The sequence below is a fragment of the Gluconobacter japonicus genome (genome assembly GCF_015244665.1).
Lineage (GTDB): Bacteria > Pseudomonadota > Alphaproteobacteria > Acetobacterales > Acetobacteraceae > Gluconobacter > Gluconobacter japonicus.
Map to the genome: position 1 here is coordinate 1 of NZ_JABCQN010000001.1, position 13,501 is coordinate 13,501.

At 56.4% G+C, this 13,501-nt stretch carries 16 protein-coding genes and 1 tRNA gene; 10 read left to right on the forward strand and 7 right to left on the reverse strand.

The window, feature by feature from the left end; translation table 11 throughout:
* Window positions 1–33: 33 nt before the first annotated feature.
* Window positions 34–110 (forward strand) — tRNA-Met (locus tag HKD32_RS00005).
* A gap of 302 nt (window positions 111–412) precedes the next feature.
* Here the strand turns inward: HKD32_RS00005 and HKD32_RS00010 are convergent.
* The 3 genes from HKD32_RS00010 to HKD32_RS00020 form a co-directional block, all read right to left on the reverse strand.
* A complete protein-coding gene (locus HKD32_RS00010; RefSeq protein ID WP_061930392.1) occupies window positions 413–958 on the reverse strand; it encodes a flavin reductase in 546 nt (181 codons plus the stop codon).
* Complete coding sequence (locus HKD32_RS00015) at window positions 948–1,634, reverse strand: peroxiredoxin-like family protein (protein ID WP_061930389.1); 687 nt, start codon at window positions 1,632–1,634, stop codon at window positions 948–950. Before HKD32_RS00015 ends, HKD32_RS00010 begins: the two co-directional genes overlap by 11 nt.
* A gap of 97 nt (window positions 1,635–1,731) precedes the next feature.
* Window positions 1,732–2,616 (reverse strand): LysR substrate-binding domain-containing protein, encoded by an 885-nt coding sequence (locus HKD32_RS00020; RefSeq protein WP_061930386.1) that lies wholly within the window; start codon window positions 2,614–2,616, stop codon window positions 1,732–1,734.
* Between the two features lie 142 nt (window positions 2,617–2,758).
* On the opposite strand from HKD32_RS00020, the gene HKD32_RS00025 reads away from it, so the two are divergent.
* From HKD32_RS00025 to HKD32_RS00045, 5 genes are read left to right on the forward strand one after another with little or no spacing between them, the layout of a single operon-like run.
* Window positions 2,759–3,853 carry an LLM class flavin-dependent oxidoreductase gene (locus HKD32_RS00025; RefSeq protein ID WP_194257301.1) on the forward strand — a complete coding sequence of 365 codons (1,095 nt, stop codon included), beginning with the start codon at window positions 2,759–2,761 and terminating at the stop codon, window positions 3,851–3,853.
* 3 nt (window positions 3,854–3,856) lie between these two features.
* Window positions 3,857–4,852 carry an NAD(P)-dependent oxidoreductase gene (locus tag HKD32_RS00030; RefSeq protein WP_194257302.1) on the forward strand — a complete coding sequence of 332 codons (996 nt, stop codon included), beginning with the start codon at window positions 3,857–3,859 and terminating at the stop codon, window positions 4,850–4,852.
* 19 nt (window positions 4,853–4,871) lie between these two features.
* Window positions 4,872–5,678 carry a class II aldolase/adducin family protein gene (locus HKD32_RS00035; protein ID WP_194257303.1) on the forward strand — a complete coding sequence of 269 codons (807 nt, stop codon included), beginning with the start codon at window positions 4,872–4,874 and terminating at the stop codon, window positions 5,676–5,678.
* 14 nt (window positions 5,679–5,692) lie between these two features.
* On the forward strand, window positions 5,693–6,289 hold the full coding sequence (locus HKD32_RS00040) for a cysteine dioxygenase family protein (RefSeq protein ID WP_194257304.1): 597 nt from the start codon (window positions 5,693–5,695) through the stop codon (window positions 6,287–6,289).
* On the forward strand, window positions 6,286–7,893 hold the full coding sequence (locus HKD32_RS00045) for a rhodanese-like domain-containing protein (RefSeq protein WP_194257305.1): 1,608 nt from the start codon (window positions 6,286–6,288) through the stop codon (window positions 7,891–7,893). The genes HKD32_RS00040 and HKD32_RS00045 overlap by 4 nt, the downstream gene beginning before the upstream one ends.
* Window positions 7,894–7,944: 51 nt before the next feature.
* Here HKD32_RS00045 and HKD32_RS00050 read toward each other — a convergent pair whose 3' ends face one another.
* Window positions 7,945–9,108: an acyl-CoA dehydrogenase family protein gene (locus tag HKD32_RS00050; protein ID WP_194257306.1), complete on the reverse strand. Its 1,164-nt coding sequence runs from the start codon at window positions 9,106–9,108 to the stop codon at window positions 7,945–7,947.
* A gap of 45 nt (window positions 9,109–9,153) precedes the next feature.
* Window positions 9,154–10,092, reverse strand: a complete 939-nt coding sequence (locus HKD32_RS00055; RefSeq protein WP_061930420.1) for an aliphatic sulfonate ABC transporter substrate-binding protein — start codon at window positions 10,090–10,092, stop codon at window positions 9,154–9,156.
* A gap of 184 nt (window positions 10,093–10,276) precedes the next feature.
* Between HKD32_RS00055 and HKD32_RS00060 the strand changes: the two genes are divergently transcribed.
* The 3 genes from HKD32_RS00060 to HKD32_RS00070 are packed head-to-tail and all read left to right on the forward strand — an operon-like array spanning window position 10,277 to window position 12,474.
* Window positions 10,277–11,116: an ABC transporter permease gene (locus tag HKD32_RS00060; RefSeq protein WP_194257307.1), complete on the forward strand. Its 840-nt coding sequence runs from the start codon at window positions 10,277–10,279 to the stop codon at window positions 11,114–11,116.
* On the forward strand, window positions 11,113–11,841 hold the full coding sequence (locus HKD32_RS00065; protein WP_010505447.1) for an ABC transporter ATP-binding protein: 729 nt from the start codon (window positions 11,113–11,115) through the stop codon (window positions 11,839–11,841). Before HKD32_RS00060 ends, HKD32_RS00065 begins: the two co-directional genes overlap by 4 nt.
* Window positions 11,842–11,868: 27 nt before the next feature.
* Entirely contained in the window at window positions 11,869–12,474 is a 606-nt protein-coding gene (locus HKD32_RS00070) for a nitroreductase family protein (RefSeq protein ID WP_061930364.1), read from the forward strand.
* 29 nt (window positions 12,475–12,503) lie between these two features.
* Here the strand turns inward: HKD32_RS00070 and HKD32_RS00075 are convergent, their stop codons facing one another.
* Window positions 12,504–12,821, reverse strand: a complete 318-nt coding sequence (locus tag HKD32_RS00075) for a transposase (protein ID WP_156471979.1) — start codon at window positions 12,819–12,821, stop codon at window positions 12,504–12,506.
* Window positions 12,760–13,017, reverse strand: a complete 258-nt coding sequence (locus tag HKD32_RS15490; RefSeq protein ID WP_156470767.1) for a transposase — start codon at window positions 13,015–13,017, stop codon at window positions 12,760–12,762. Before HKD32_RS15490 ends, HKD32_RS00075 begins: the two co-directional genes overlap by 62 nt.
* Here HKD32_RS15490 and HKD32_RS00085 point away from each other — a divergent pair.
* On the forward strand, window positions 13,008–13,427 hold the full coding sequence (locus HKD32_RS00085) for a TonB-dependent receptor domain-containing protein (protein WP_228118669.1): 420 nt from the start codon (window positions 13,008–13,010) through the stop codon (window positions 13,425–13,427). The two genes, HKD32_RS15490 and HKD32_RS00085, sit on opposite strands and share 10 nt — an antisense overlap.
* The last annotated feature ends 74 nt before the right edge of the window (window positions 13,428–13,501 follow it).

Sequence of the window (13,501 nt, forward strand, 5' to 3'; positions counted from 1 at the left end):
AAAACCCCAAAAAACCAACATCACACACACCACCGCGGGGTGGAGCAGCCCGGTAGCTCGTCAGGCTCATAACCTGAAGGCCGCAGGTTCAAATCCTGCCCCCGCAACCAACTGAACCAACTTAATATCAAGTACTTAGGCCGCCTACCGGGCGGCCTTTCTGCGTTCCAGAGCGCACCAACTGGAATCATATAGGAATCAAACGGCGGAGAAAGATGTCGGGGCATAGGTTTGAGATGTGGCTTTTTTCTGTGAACCTTTGAGACCAAGCCGTGCTTTTCCATGAAGTCTTCATTGGGTTTTGAGCGATACGCCTTGTCGGCCCAAACCGTTGAGGCCGTATTGGTTTTATCCAGCAGGCCCGCGAGCAGTCTGGCGCCATCCCTGCCGGCAGCATGCGTCGTTTTCCATTTCAGGCCCGTTTGACGGGCAAATGGTGGAAATTACGAGAGAACCAGGCAAGCCCATGGTCGGCGTCTGCACTGGTAGAAATGGATTTGACGGCACAGAACAGGACGTCGTGCGTGCCTGCGCTGTGAATGGCGTCAATTTCGCAATCAAGTGTGACAAGCGCGTCTGAGAGCAGGGCTGACCCTGTTTCGCCAATGACCCAGTTGCCTTGTGCGAACTTCTCGTCAGGTTCTACGGAGCGGCTGGCAAAGACCCTTGCCAGATCATGATGAACAGGCGACAGCACACTAATTCCGACGACACCGTTCTTCAGAAACGCCTGATGGGAGCGATTACTGCGGTTCAGACAGACCAATATCGTCGGAGGTGTATCGCTGACACTGCTGATGGCGGAAACCGTTAGCCCCTGACGTCCTCCGGGGCCATCAGTTGTGACGAGAACCACGGGAGCCCCAAGCAGGCTCATCGCTTCCCGGAACTGGTCCTGACTGACGGCAGGGGCTTCAAAGGTGGTTTGCGAAAGCAGCGTTGTGGTGTCATGCGGCATGAGAAACGCCTTTTTGGTCTAGCCCGAGAACCTTCAGGATGGTTGAAGTTTCTGTTCTGCGCATCCAGTCAGGCGAGATATCGATAAAGCGCACAACACGACCGGGGTTGAGAACCAGAACGGTGGGCTTTGGAAGTTCCCAGCGCGATGTTCCATTCAGGGCTTCGCTTCGGCTTCCTTTGGAAATCGCCGCTTCTCGCGCGGCCGCATCGAAGAGATAGGTAATTCCCAGATCCTGAGACAGCGTCAGTTCCGGATCATTCAAGACCGGAAAAGGCAGATCATTCCGCGTTCTGATGCTCTCGAGTTCTGGAAAAGGCTGGGAGGAAACTGCAACCAGCGGAATGCCTGCCTCTTTCAGAACGGGAGCCAGCGTTTCTGCATAATAGGGCAGCGCAATATTACACGCTGGACAGCCGGCGAACCTGAAAAAGACCAGAACGGCTGGCCCTGAAGATGTCAGATCATCAAGTGAAACCGTGGCACCATCTGCGTCCAGAAGCGTGTACGGCGAAAGGACATCGCCCGTTTTAACATGCGTCGTCGCGGGGTGTGCCCGGACAAGGGCTTCCCGTTGCGCGATATTTCCAGCCAAAGCTTCAGGAGACCACGTTCTGCGACGTTCTGCCTCAACGGCTTCATAGCGGCTTTGGAGGGAAGAAGAGGGAGTGCTCATGCTCATTAGACCCCAAGGGTGACCTGATTGGCCCACCATGGGGGAGAACCGGGCGCGGTTTCCAAAGAGTTTTTCTTATGTGGCAATTTGCGCCCGGTCATTGATCAGCTGTCGCCTGAGCCAGAAGTTCGGCAAGGTCCTGAGCAGCCTCCGGCAAGCTGTTTCTCTGTACGAGAATGGTTTCGATTTCCGGGACTTCCGGCAGGATCCCCGTTGGCAGAATGGAGAGACCTTCGGACGTCGCGAAACGTCGCGTCCGGCAACTTGCGCCCAGACCGCTCCGAACCCCCGCGCGCATGGCGGGAAGATGCGGCGTTTCAAGTACAATGCGGTAGTCCCGACGTGCTTTCGCAAGAGTTCTGAGCGCGGCCTCGCGGAAACGGCAGGGTGGCTCCAGCAAAACAAGCGGAATTTCAGACTGATCCAGAACGCTTGGATCTCCGATCCAGACCATTCTGTCATGTCCTACAATACGCCAGGAGGAATTGGGGCGATCCCCGTGCTGGCCCAGGCACAACACGATATCCAGCCGGGATCGATCAAACATTTCCAGCAGTTCCGCTGATCCACCAACGCGAACGGTCAGCCGGCAGCGCGGATGTTCGAGACGGAAACGGGCAAGAACGTCTGGCAAAATAGTGTCGGCAAAGTCCTGCACCATACCAATCGTTATGGGTTCCGGTTCTGAAACGTCGCCAAGCTTGTGCATGATCCGGTCATTGAGGGCGAGAAGCTGCCGTGCATAGGCCACGAGTTCTTCGCCAGCAGGGGTAAGGACCAGCTTTCGTCCATCCCGACGGAAGAGTTTCTGCTGCAACACGTCTTCCAGCCGCTTCATCTGCAAACTCAAGGCGGACTGCGTCAGAAAGATCGTCTCGGTCGCTTGAGCCATGGAGCCAGCTTCCACGATCGCGACGAAAGACCGCAGAAGTTCGGTCGGAACATTGCGTGCCATGCGCTGGGGAAGGGACGTGTTGGACATAGCAGTGCTCCGTGCTGGAGGCATGGCCTACAATTAACCATGCAAAAGTGTGGCATTTGTGTTTCTTGCTTGAATTATGACGTAAGAAAATGAGTATATTGTCAATACAACAATTTATTATAGTCTTTTAGGGGCTTCAGCCATGCCTGTGGAATTCATCGGGTTCGTGAGCAGTCAGAACCATTCCGAGATTATTCCCCCAACAGGGCCGGTCATTGATCTTGCCCATATCGAGACGGCTGCCAAAATCCATGAAAATGGTGGTTTTGACCGGGTGCTGATCGCTTTTCATTCTAATTCGCCTGAGAGCATCCTTCTGGCCCAGCATGTTGCTGCGTCCACGCGGACGCTGGGTTTGATGGTGGCACATCGTCCTGGATTCACGGCACCGACTCTGGCAGCCCGTCAGTTCGCAACACTGGATCAGATCAGTCGTGGTCGGGCTGCCGTACATATCATCACGGGCGGGAGTGATACGGAGCTTCAGGCCGATGGCGATCACACCGTCAAGGCAGAGCGGTATGCCCGGACTCGCGAATATCTTGAGATTGTCCGTCGGGAATGGAGCAGCCGGGAGCCGTTTGATTATCAAGGCAAATTCTACACGGTGCATGGCGCCCAGTCCCGCGTGCTTCCCTATCAGGGGGGCGCCATTCCGGTTTATTTTGGCGGCTCTTCGGAGGAAGCCATTGCTGTAGCCGGGGAACAGGCGGACGTTTACGCCCTGTGGGGGGAAACCTACGAGCAGGTCCGTGAAACCGTCTCCCGTGTTCGGGCTGCTGCGGAAAAAGCGGGGCGTAATAACCTGCGGTTTTCACTCTCTCTTCGGCCCATACTGGCTGAAACGGAGGAGGCTGCATGGGCCAAGGCAGATGCCATTCTCGAGAAGGCCAAAGCTCTTCAGGAAAAGACGGGCTACACACGTTCGTCCATCATTCCGAACGAAGGATCCCGCCGCCTGCTGGCTGCGGCCGAGCAGGGCTCGAGGCTGGATAAGCGCCTCTGGACGGGGATTGCCGCTCTGACGGGGGCCAAAGGCAATTCCACGTCCTTGGTGGGAACGCCGGATCAGGTTGCGGAAGCCCTTCTGGATTACTACCGCTTGGGAATTTCAACGTTCCTGATCCGTGGGTTTGATCCGCTTGTGGACGCCTATGACTATGGGCGGGATCTGTTGCCGCGTGTTCGCGAGCTGGTTGCGAAAGAAGACCAGCGCTCCGGCCAGAAGGCTGCCTGAAACATGGCAAGCGCCTCAACGGCCTTGACGGTCATCAACCAGATTGGGCCGGAAATCGGCCATATCCTTTCTGGATTGGGTGAGCGCGTCCGGGTGGTGGCTCAGAGCCGGGATGTTTCCGAGCCATGGAATACGGGTGAGGCAGATATTCTGTTGACCGGTCCGTCTGTGGCGTGGCGGAATGCTCCCGAGGCCCCGCCCGCTGACTGGAATCCCTCGCTTCGCTGGGTGCAGATTGCATCGGCTGGCGTTGATGGTTTTCCGGAATGGCTGCTTCAGGGACGGGAGATTACGACGGGTCGCGGCAATGCTGCCGGGCCAATCGCTGAATACGTTCTTCTTGCGTTGCTGGCCCAGACCAAGCGGTTCGAAACGTTCAAGCCGTCCTCTCCCGAGGAGTGGGGGCAGCAGGCGTCTGTCGTCAAACACAGTGCGCCATTGGGATCGCTGGCGGGGCGGGCGCTTGGCCTTGCGGGATACGGCGCTATTGGGCAGGAAATTGCCCGACTGGCGCGTAGCTTTGGCATGACTGTTCTCGTCTGGCGCAGGAGTGCGTGGACGGATGGGGAAGCGGAGCGGGAAGGTGTGCAGCCGGTTTCCGATCTCGGCACGCTGTTCGAACGCGCCGATCATCTGGTGTTGGCCCTCCCGCTGACATCAGAAACGAATAGCATTGTGAGCGCGGATATACTGGCGCGAGCAAAGCCCGGACTGCATCTCGTGAATGTTGCGCGGGGAAAGCTGATTGATGAAGCAGCGCTCCTGGACAGTCTCAATCACGGACGTATCGCAGCAGCGACGCTGGATGTTACGGCGCCGGAGCCTCCTCCTGCCGGACACCCCTTTTACACCCATCCCAAAATTCGGCTGACGCCCCACATCTCCTGGTCCGGGCCAGATGTGCTGGCCAGTCTCGGGCAGCGCATTACCCGGAATTTCGAAAATTTCCTTCAGGGGCGGCCTCTGGAAGCCCGGTTGGATCTGAGCCGTGGATACTGATTTCTCAAGGAAGACCCTCATGAGTGCGACACAGCATAACATCTCGTCCCTGCAGGAAGTCCGTGCACGGACTCACCGTCTTCAGCCGCGCAAACCCGCAGCGACGTTTGAAGAAGAGCGGCTCCATCGGAAGCAGCGCCTGGCTGCAACGTTCCGGCTCTTCGGGCGCTATGGCTTCGATCAGGGGCTGGCCGGGCATGTGACTGCCCGTGATCCGGAGTTCCCGGACCGGTACTGGATTAACCCGCTGGCTGTGCATTTCTCGCAGATCAAGGTTTCTGACCTTCAGCTTGTGGATCATGAAGGAAATATCCTGATCGGTGAACGCCCGATCAATACGGCAGGCTTCACCATTCATTCCGCTTTACACCGTGCCCGCCCGGATGTGATCGCTGCGGCCCACACCCATTCCACATATGGCAAGGCATTTTCCACGTTAGGGACCGAACTGCTCCCCATCACGCAGGATTCCTGCGCTTTTTACGAGGATCATGCGGTTTTTGATCCGTTCAGCGGGGTGGTTCTGGATGACAATGAAGGCGACCGTCTGGCCGCGACGCTGGGAAACCGGAAAGCTCTGATCCTTCAGAACCACGGTCTTCTGACCGCCGGACCGACCGTTGAAGCCGTGGCGTGGTGGTTTCTGGCTATGGACAACGCCGCCCATACTCAGCTTCTGGCGCAGGCCGCCGGACCGCTGAAGCCTATCGCGCCGGATATTGCACGGTTGACTGCCAGCCAGGTCGGAACGGCACAAGGTGCCTATTATTCGTTCCAGCCTCTTTGGGACTGGATCGTCGCACTTGAGCCAGATCTGCTCGATTAAGGATTGCGAAATCAATGACGAATATTGAGCCATTGCGGGAGTTTGTTTCCGGATTTACGCGGCTTTTCGAGACACATTCTGATGCCGCATTGATCCAGAAGGCGGGAGCGGAGCTTCTGAAAACACTCGTTTCGCGCGATGACTGGCTACCCGAAACCTATACTCGGCCACATCCGGAACGCTACAGCCAGTATCTCCTGCACTGCGATCCGCTGGAGCGGTTTTCTGTCGTCAGTTTCGTGTGGGGGCCGGGACAGAAAACGCCTTTGCACGATCATCGTGTCTGGGGGCTGATTGGAATGCTCCGGGGTAAAGAAAGCGAAACGCAGTTCACGCGCCGGGAGGACGGGAGCTTTGAAAAAGGCGAAACGGATTTTCTTGAACCCGGTGAAGTCGCGTTTCTGGCGCCCGGGGTGAACGACTATCATCTCGTGGCCAATGCCCTGACAGATCAGACGTCTATTTCCATCCATGTGTACGGGGCCAATATCGGCGGTGTTTCGCGTGCCGTTTACGATGAGGCCAGTGGCATCGAGAAGAGTTTCATATCCGGATATTCGAGCGAGGACGTTCCCAATCTCTGGGATCGTTCCAGGAGCAAGGCTGCATGAACAGCATTACAAATCTTCTGCCCGTGACCTCTTCGGAAGACGTCCGGCAGAGCCTGAAAAACGGGGCTGAAATCGCGCTTCTGGATGTCCGTGAAGAAGGGCCGTTTGCCTCCGCGCATCCGCTCTTTGCCGTCAACCTGCCTGTGGGGCGCATCGAGGAGCGCATTACCGGGCTGGTGCCGCGCAAGGACGCCCCCATTGTTGTGTATGATAACGGGGAAGGCCGTACGGCAAAAGCTGTTCGACTGCTCCAGTCTCTTGGATATTCGGACGTCTCGGCGCTGGAGGGCGGTCTGGAAGGCTGGAAACGATCCGAGGGTGAAATATTCATTGATGTGAACGTCCCGTCCAAGGCATTCGGCGAACTCGTCGAACATGTCCGGCACACACCATCCCTGCCGGCGCGTGAGGTTCATGGCAGGATCAAGCGCGGCGATGATCTCGTTATTCTCGATGCAAGACGGTTCATTGAGTACAATGTCATGTCCATTCCCGGAGGCCGTTCCGTTCCGGGGGGTGAACTGGCGTTGCGGGTTCGGGATATTGCGCCTTCGCCGGAAACAACCGTCATTGTGAATTGCGCTGGACGGACAAGATCCATCATTGGCACGCAGTCCCTCGTCAATGCTGGAATACCCAACCCGGTTTTTGCGCTTCGAAACGGCACGATTGGTTGGACGCTGGAAGGGCTTTCGCTCGAACATGGTGCCGCTCGTAAAGGAGCAGACGTCTCGGAGCAGAACCACCAGGCGGCGCGCGAGCGTGCGGAACTTCTGGCAGAGCGGACCGGTGTTCGGTCTGTTACGAAGGATGATCTGGAAAGGTTTCTCGCTGATCCGGAGCGGACCGTTTATCGACTGGATGTGCGTTCGCCTGAAGAATACGTGGAAGGGCATCTGAAGGGGTTTCGTTCCGCACCGGGCGGCCAGCTTGTGCAGGCAACGGATGAATGGGTTGGTGTCCGGCATGGAACGATTGTTCTGACGGATGACGATGGGGTTCGTGCCAGAATGACGGCGCACTGGCTCAGGCAGTTGGGATGGAACGACGTTTACGTTCTGGAAAAATGGGATGGTCTGCCGTTAGAAACCGGGCAGGAAGCGCCTTTGCTTTCTCGGCCGTTGCCGGATGTAGAAACAATTTCTGCTGTAGAACTGCATGAGCACCTTGAGGGGGGCAAGAGTCTGGTGTTGGACCTCGCCACCAGTCCGGCTTTTCGGAAGGGACATATTCCGGGTGCGCGGTTCGTGATCCGCCCGGATCTGGTGTCTCATCCTGCAATTCTTGAGGCTGGAGAGATCGTTCTGGTATCTCCGAATGGTATTGCCGCTTATCTGGCAGCGCCGGATCTTGCTGACGGAAGCCGTCGCATTCGTGTTTTGAAGGGAGGAACGGAGGCCTGGCAGGCAGCAGGTTATGCGCTTGAAACCGGGCTGGATGATTCGCAGGCCTTTTCCACACCGGATGATGTCTACAAACGGCCTTATGAAGGCACGGACAATGCGGCAGAGGCGATGCAGGCCTATCTGGACTGGGAGTACGGGCTGGTTGCCCAGCTTGAGAAGGATGGAACTCATGGCTTCAGAGTTCTGGAAAATATCTGAAGCCTGACGATCTTTCCCGGCGACTTTCGTGGTCGCCGGGTTTTTTTGTATCTAGACCTTCAGGGCCTCTCGCCCGGCTGCCAGAAGGGCGCTGTCACCTTGAGGGGTGTGAACGCGACCGCACAGCACATTGCGATAATGCCGTTCCAGTGGGTTGTCCTGGCTCAGACCGGGGTTTCCGATAGCGGCGACCGCTTTGCTGACGGCGGCAATGGCATTTTCGGTGACAACCTGTTTGGCCAGTCCGGCGCGGGTGTCGCTTTCCGTACCCTGTTCCGCGAGGGTGATGGCATGGTTAATCAAAGCCTCATTGGATAGAAGCAGAGCATCAATCTCACCGAGCAGGATGTGAAAACGGGGCAGGGTTGCGAGAGAGGCCCCGAGATTGGAAGGGACGCGGCTGTGAAGGAACGTCACCAGCCAGTTCCGCGCCGCGATGGCAATTCCATTATAGAGGCCGGCAATGACAATCGCATGCCAACTTGCAATCGCGACCGGGCCATTTTCCTTTGCAGGAGAAGGCGCCAGAAGGCCCAGATAGCGCTCTGGAATTTCCACATTATCAAAAATGATGGTGTGACTTCCGGTGGCACGCATTCCAAGCTGGTGCCAGCTTTTCTCGATCCGTACCCCTCGCAGGTCGAGCGGAACAAGAACCGGGCCAACCTTGGGTTCGGCATCATCCGTTTTTGCCCAGACAACGCCCCATTGAAGGGCTGTCGAGCCGGTTGAGAAGATCTTGCGGCCGGAAATACGCCATGTCGAACCGTTTCGGCTGACAGTCGTATCGGGCAGACCACCCCGGGCAGGCGTGCCAAGTTCCGGTTCCACCCGCAGGGCGTTGATGAGTGCGCCTTCCTGACGAATGCTCTCAAACAGTTCCTGCTTTACCTCGTCTGACCATTGAGGCGAATGTGCGAAAGCTCCAGACTGAAGATACTGCATTGCCAGAATGAGGGCGGTTGATGGATCGCCCTGTGCAAGACGGCTGATAATCTGTGTCACAGTCCGAAGGGAAATGTCTTCTCCCCCAGCAGCTTTTGGCAATGCCAGGGCGAGAAAACCCGCTTCATGAAGGTCATGCAGGTTCTCGACCGCAATATTGCCGCTACGGTCATAGCGTGGGGCACGCTCAGCAAAGACCTGAACCAGTTCGTCGAGGGCTTTGTCCGTAACAACGGGACTGGTTGGGGGGGAAAAGGGACTGTCACCCATGGCGGTTCTCCGTCTTTCCTCGGTCTGGCAGATACTAGAACGTATTTATTGGGGGGTGGAAACTGTCAGATCGAAAGCGTCCTCCAGCTTTCCCGCGTCTTTCAGGAAACCGCCGGAGCGATAAGCGTCCAGCGTCGTCTGTTCCTGCTGAATGACCTTTGGAGTCAAAGGTGCAGGAGCAGCGATCAGGCGCTTGGCCACGGCGGTTGCGACGGGCAAGGGGAGGCCGGTCTGACGCGCCAGAATGGCGGCGTATTCGGCCTGATGTTCTGTCCCCCATGCGTAAGCAGCTGTCATCCGTTGATAGAAATCTGCCAGTTGTGCGTGCTTTGTTGCCAGAGCCTCATTGGTCGCAACAAAGAAACTGTTATTGGGCATGACATTGCGGCCATCCACAATGTTGTGTGCATGACTCTCGACGACTGCCAGAGACACATACGGTTCCCATGTAGACCAGGCATCAATCTGCCCCGTATCAAGAGCGGCTTTGGCCTGAGCGGGCGCAAGAAAAACGATATGCGGAGCCGGTGCAGGAATGGCACCCGTGGCAATCAGGCGCAGAAGCAACAGATGCCCGATCGACCCTTTGCCCGTTCCGATCCTTTTACCAGACAGATCTGCTGCGGTACGAATGGGTGAGGTGGCCGAAGTAACCACAGCCGTAGACTCGCCGCCGCCTCTAGGGGGAACCAGGAACGCTGCCTTGATGGGCAGATGGGCGCCCCATGCAAAAAGGAAGGGACCATCTCCCGCAATGCCCGTATCCACGGCGTTTGCCGCAAGCGCCTGTAGAAGAGGAGATGCGGCTTCAAATTCTGTCCAATGAAGCGTGTAAGGCAGGTTTTTGTCTTGTCCTGCAGCTTCGAGAAGGGCTTTTTGCTGACCTTTCTGATCGGCAACAATCAAAGTCTCTTCTGCGTGCACAAAAGAGGGCCCCAAAAGAAGCGCGGCCATAAAGGGCAAAAGTTTTCTTACAGAGGCCATGAAAAACAACTCGTTCAGAACTGGGGCCACATCCTGCATACGACAGGAAAGTCTCCAGCCTGACTCCATGTCTGCTCAAGAACAATTAAATCACGTCAAACATTGGGATTTACAATATTCACCTGACATCTGCGCGTAGAATAGGGAAGGTGGGCGTCTAACGCTGCCTGTGGGAGGACGCCCGATGTCAGACGCCATCACACTGACTGGATCTTACAAGACTGCCGAAACCAGGGGGAAAACCCGGAGTTTGAGGACGCTTGTTTCCATAAGGCGGTATGCGTCTCCCATTGTGCTGGTCTGTCTCTGGCAGATTGCCTGCTCGTCAGGGTTGCTTTCCACCAGGCTTGTGGCGTCTCCGGTTCAGATTGCCGTAACGGGCTGGACGCTGGTGCGCGATGGAACATTGCCTTTCAATCTGGGTGTTTCGCTTCTGCGAGCAGGAAGCGGCCTCGGTCTTGCCATCAGTCTGGGTGTGGCTCTGGCGCTTGTTTCGGGGCTGTCCCGTATCGGGGAAGATATTGTGGATGCGCCTCTGCAAATCCTGCGGACGTTGCCTGCGCTGGCTCTCGTGCCGTTGTATATTTTGTGGTTTGGAATCGGCGAGACGCCCAAGATCCTGCTTGTTGCGCTCGGAGCGACGTTTCCGATCTATCTGAATCTGCATAAAGGCATCCGGTCTATCGATCCGAAGCTTGTGGAAATGGCATCCACACTCGGACTGTCGCGGTGGCAGACTATTCGGGATGTTTTTCTTCCGGGCGCATTACCTGATTTTTTGACGGGACTCAGGTACGCTGTTGGGGTGTCCTGGCTGATGCTGGTCGTTGCTGAACAGGTGAACGCGGAAAGTGGCATCGGACATATGATGATGGATGCTCAGGACTTTCTGCGGACTGACATCATTCTTGTCGGGCTTCTGGTTTACGGTGTGCTGGGGCTGATGTCCGATCAGATTGTCCGCCTTCTGGAAAGCACACTGCTGGCCTGGCGTCCGGATGGACGAAAAGGTCGTACGGCATGACGCACATACAGTCTGACGTTCATCCGGGTACCGCCGTTATTGTGGAGCGACTCACGCGTCGCTTCAATAACGGTCCTCCTGTTCTGGATGAACTGGATCTGGCGATTGCGCCGGGCGAATTTGTTGCTCTTCTGGGGCACAGCGGCTCCGGAAAATCGACGCTTTTGAGAACGCTTGCCGGGCTTGATCCGGTGACAGACGGAGCAGTGACCAGACCGCGTGACGTCTCGGTCGTGTTTCAGGAACATCGTCTTCTTCCATGGAAACGTGTGTGGAAGAATGTTGTCCTGGGGCAGGAAGACAAAGCTATACGGCAGCGGGCGGAGGCTGTTCTGGAAGAAGTCGGTTTATCGCACCGCAGCAACGCTTGGCCATTGACGCTCTCAGGTGGGGAAGCCCAGCGCGCGGCCCTTGCGCGGGCACTTGTCAGAGAACCTGCCTTTCTGATGCTGGATGAGCCATTTGCTGCTCTGGATGCCCTGACGCGATTGAAAATGCAGCAACTGGTCGCTGATCTGTGGAAGAAACACGGCTGTGCTGTGCTGCTTGTAACCCATGATGTTGATGAGGCTCTTCTTCTTGCAGACCGGGCTGTGGTGCTTGAACGGGGGCGCATCAGGGTAGATGTTCCCATTACCATTCCGCGTCCCCGGCGGCATGCTGATCCAGGATTTGAGGGGTTACGCAGTCTGTTGCTGGATGCTCTAGGCGTGCATGCTGCATGAGATCGTATTTTTGATAAGGCTAATGTCATGACAACTGCCCCTGACCGCGCGCCGGATTCTGAGGTTCTCCCAGTTATTCTCGATCGGTGGTCGCCGCGGGCGTACGCGCCGACGGACATCGATCCGCAAGATCTGCTCGGTTTTCTGGAGGCAGGCCGCTGGGCTCCTTCGGCTTACAATATCCAGCCCTGGCGTTTTATTCATGGCCGCCGGAATACGCCGGATTGGGACCGGTTTCTGTCATGGTTGATTCCGTTCAACCGAAGCTGGGCGGAAAATGCCTCTGCAATTGTCTATATCGTTTCCAGAACAATTACGATCTCCAGCAGAACGGGAGAACCGTCTCCTTTGCCGACCCATGCTTTCGATGCAGGTGCGGCGTCGGTGTTGATACAGCTTCAGGCTTCACAGGCAGGCTGGGCGGTTCATCCGATCAGCGGGTTCGATCATGACCTGGCCCATGCGGGGCTGGAGCTTCCCGAAGACTATCAGGTGCATGCAGCCCTCGTCATTGGCCGACAGGCGGATGCTGGTGTTCTGCCAGAAGGGTTACGTCAGCGCGAGCAACCCTCTGGTCGTCTGCCGCTTGAGAAGATTGCGTTCGAGGGTCGTTTCAAACCGGACGACCAATAAGGTTCCTGAAACCCTTTTTCGTTTTGTGCCTAGGTCACGTTGGCAAAAGATCCAATCCAGAGCCTTGCTGCGGCGATATTGAGGAAACTCATGAAGGAGAGGGCGGTCTTGTTGTAGCTGGTCGCAATGTGGCGCATCTGCTTGAGGTGGTTGAAGATCTGCTCGACGCGGTTGCGGTCCTTGTAACGTCGCCAGTCTGTTTTCTGTGGAACACTGCGGCCTTTTTGTGAGGGAATAACCGGCAGGATCCCTTGGATCAGCAGGTCCTGGCGGAAACTGTCGCTGTCATAACCCCCGATCAGCCAGCATGGCCCTGGGGTTTGGAGCCGGAAGTTCCAGCAGGGCATTTACGGCTTTATAGTCCGAGACCTGCCCGCCGGTGAGGGCAAAGCCAAGAGGACGTCCCTGATTGTCGCATCGGGCGTGGATTTTGCTCGTAAAGCCGCCGCGTGACCGACCAAAAGCTTCCGCATGAGCCCCTCTTTTGCGCCAGTTGCCTGTGAATGGGCACGAACCACGGTGCTGTCGACCATATGCTGTCAGTTATCCAAAGTTTGCAGCAAGGCGTCCCAGACGACCTAGCCTATTTGGATGCACGATATGTTCAGGCTGCAGCGGGCTACCAAAATCATAAGCTGGAAGCGGTTGCTCCCTTTCAGGCAGCCTTCAATGCAGAATACCGGCTGGAGTCCGTGCGGGGTTTGAGTGTCAACGCTGGATTCAATTATGTTTCACGCAGTTGGCTGGATGCAAGCAATACGGTGCGGTTGCCATCTTATATCGTGGGCAATGTCGGTACAGCGTATAGTATGAAAATTGCGAACCACCATGTTGTATTGCGGGGCGCTGTCGAAAATATTGGGAATATTCGTTATTGGATGAGTCGCGGAAATAGAAACCTGTTTCCAGGCGCTCCTCGGACAGTGTCTCTTAATGCCCGGTTTGATCTTTAGACTGAGAAGTCATCGGCATAATGTGATGATTGCAGCGCAGCAGATGGCCGACCCACTGCATTTCGGATATCTGC

What these genes read in the sequence shown, in the direction of transcription:
- HKD32_RS00010 (WP_061930392.1), bottom strand. Translation starts at nt 958, where the DNA reads ATGCCGCATGACACCACAACGCTGCTTTCGCAAACCACCTTTGAAGCC.
- HKD32_RS00015 (WP_061930389.1), bottom strand. Translation starts at nt 1,634, where the DNA reads ATGAGCACTCCCTCTTCTTCCCTCCAAAGCCGCTATGAAGCCGTTGAG.
- HKD32_RS00020 (WP_061930386.1), bottom strand. Translation starts at nt 2,616, where the DNA reads ATGTCCAACACGTCCCTTCCCCAGCGCATGGCACGCAATGTTCCGACC.
- HKD32_RS00025 (WP_194257301.1), top strand. Translation starts at nt 2,759, where the DNA reads ATGCCTGTGGAATTCATCGGGTTCGTGAGCAGTCAGAACCATTCCGAG.
- HKD32_RS00030 (WP_194257302.1), top strand. Translation starts at nt 3,857, where the DNA reads ATGGCAAGCGCCTCAACGGCCTTGACGGTCATCAACCAGATTGGGCCG.
- HKD32_RS00035 (WP_194257303.1), top strand. Translation starts at nt 4,872, where the DNA reads ATGAGTGCGACACAGCATAACATCTCGTCCCTGCAGGAAGTCCGTGCA.
- HKD32_RS00040 (WP_194257304.1), top strand. Translation starts at nt 5,693, where the DNA reads ATGACGAATATTGAGCCATTGCGGGAGTTTGTTTCCGGATTTACGCGG.
- HKD32_RS00045 (WP_194257305.1), top strand. Translation starts at nt 6,286, where the DNA reads ATGAACAGCATTACAAATCTTCTGCCCGTGACCTCTTCGGAAGACGTC.
- HKD32_RS00050 (WP_194257306.1), bottom strand. Translation starts at nt 9,108, where the DNA reads ATGGGTGACAGTCCCTTTTCCCCCCCAACCAGTCCCGTTGTTACGGAC.
- HKD32_RS00055 (WP_061930420.1), bottom strand. Translation starts at nt 10,092, where the DNA reads ATGGCCTCTGTAAGAAAACTTTTGCCCTTTATGGCCGCGCTTCTTTTG.
- HKD32_RS00060 (WP_194257307.1), top strand. Translation starts at nt 10,277, where the DNA reads ATGTCAGACGCCATCACACTGACTGGATCTTACAAGACTGCCGAAACC.
- HKD32_RS00065 (WP_010505447.1), top strand. Translation starts at nt 11,113, where the DNA reads ATGACGCACATACAGTCTGACGTTCATCCGGGTACCGCCGTTATTGTG.
- HKD32_RS00070 (WP_061930364.1), top strand. Translation starts at nt 11,869, where the DNA reads ATGACAACTGCCCCTGACCGCGCGCCGGATTCTGAGGTTCTCCCAGTT.
- HKD32_RS00075 (WP_156471979.1), bottom strand. Translation starts at nt 12,821, where the DNA reads ATGCCCTGCTGGAACTTCCGGCTCCAAACCCCAGGGCCATGCTGGCTG.
- HKD32_RS00085 (WP_228118669.1), top strand. Translation starts at nt 13,008, where the DNA reads ATGCTGTCAGTTATCCAAAGTTTGCAGCAAGGCGTCCCAGACGACCTA.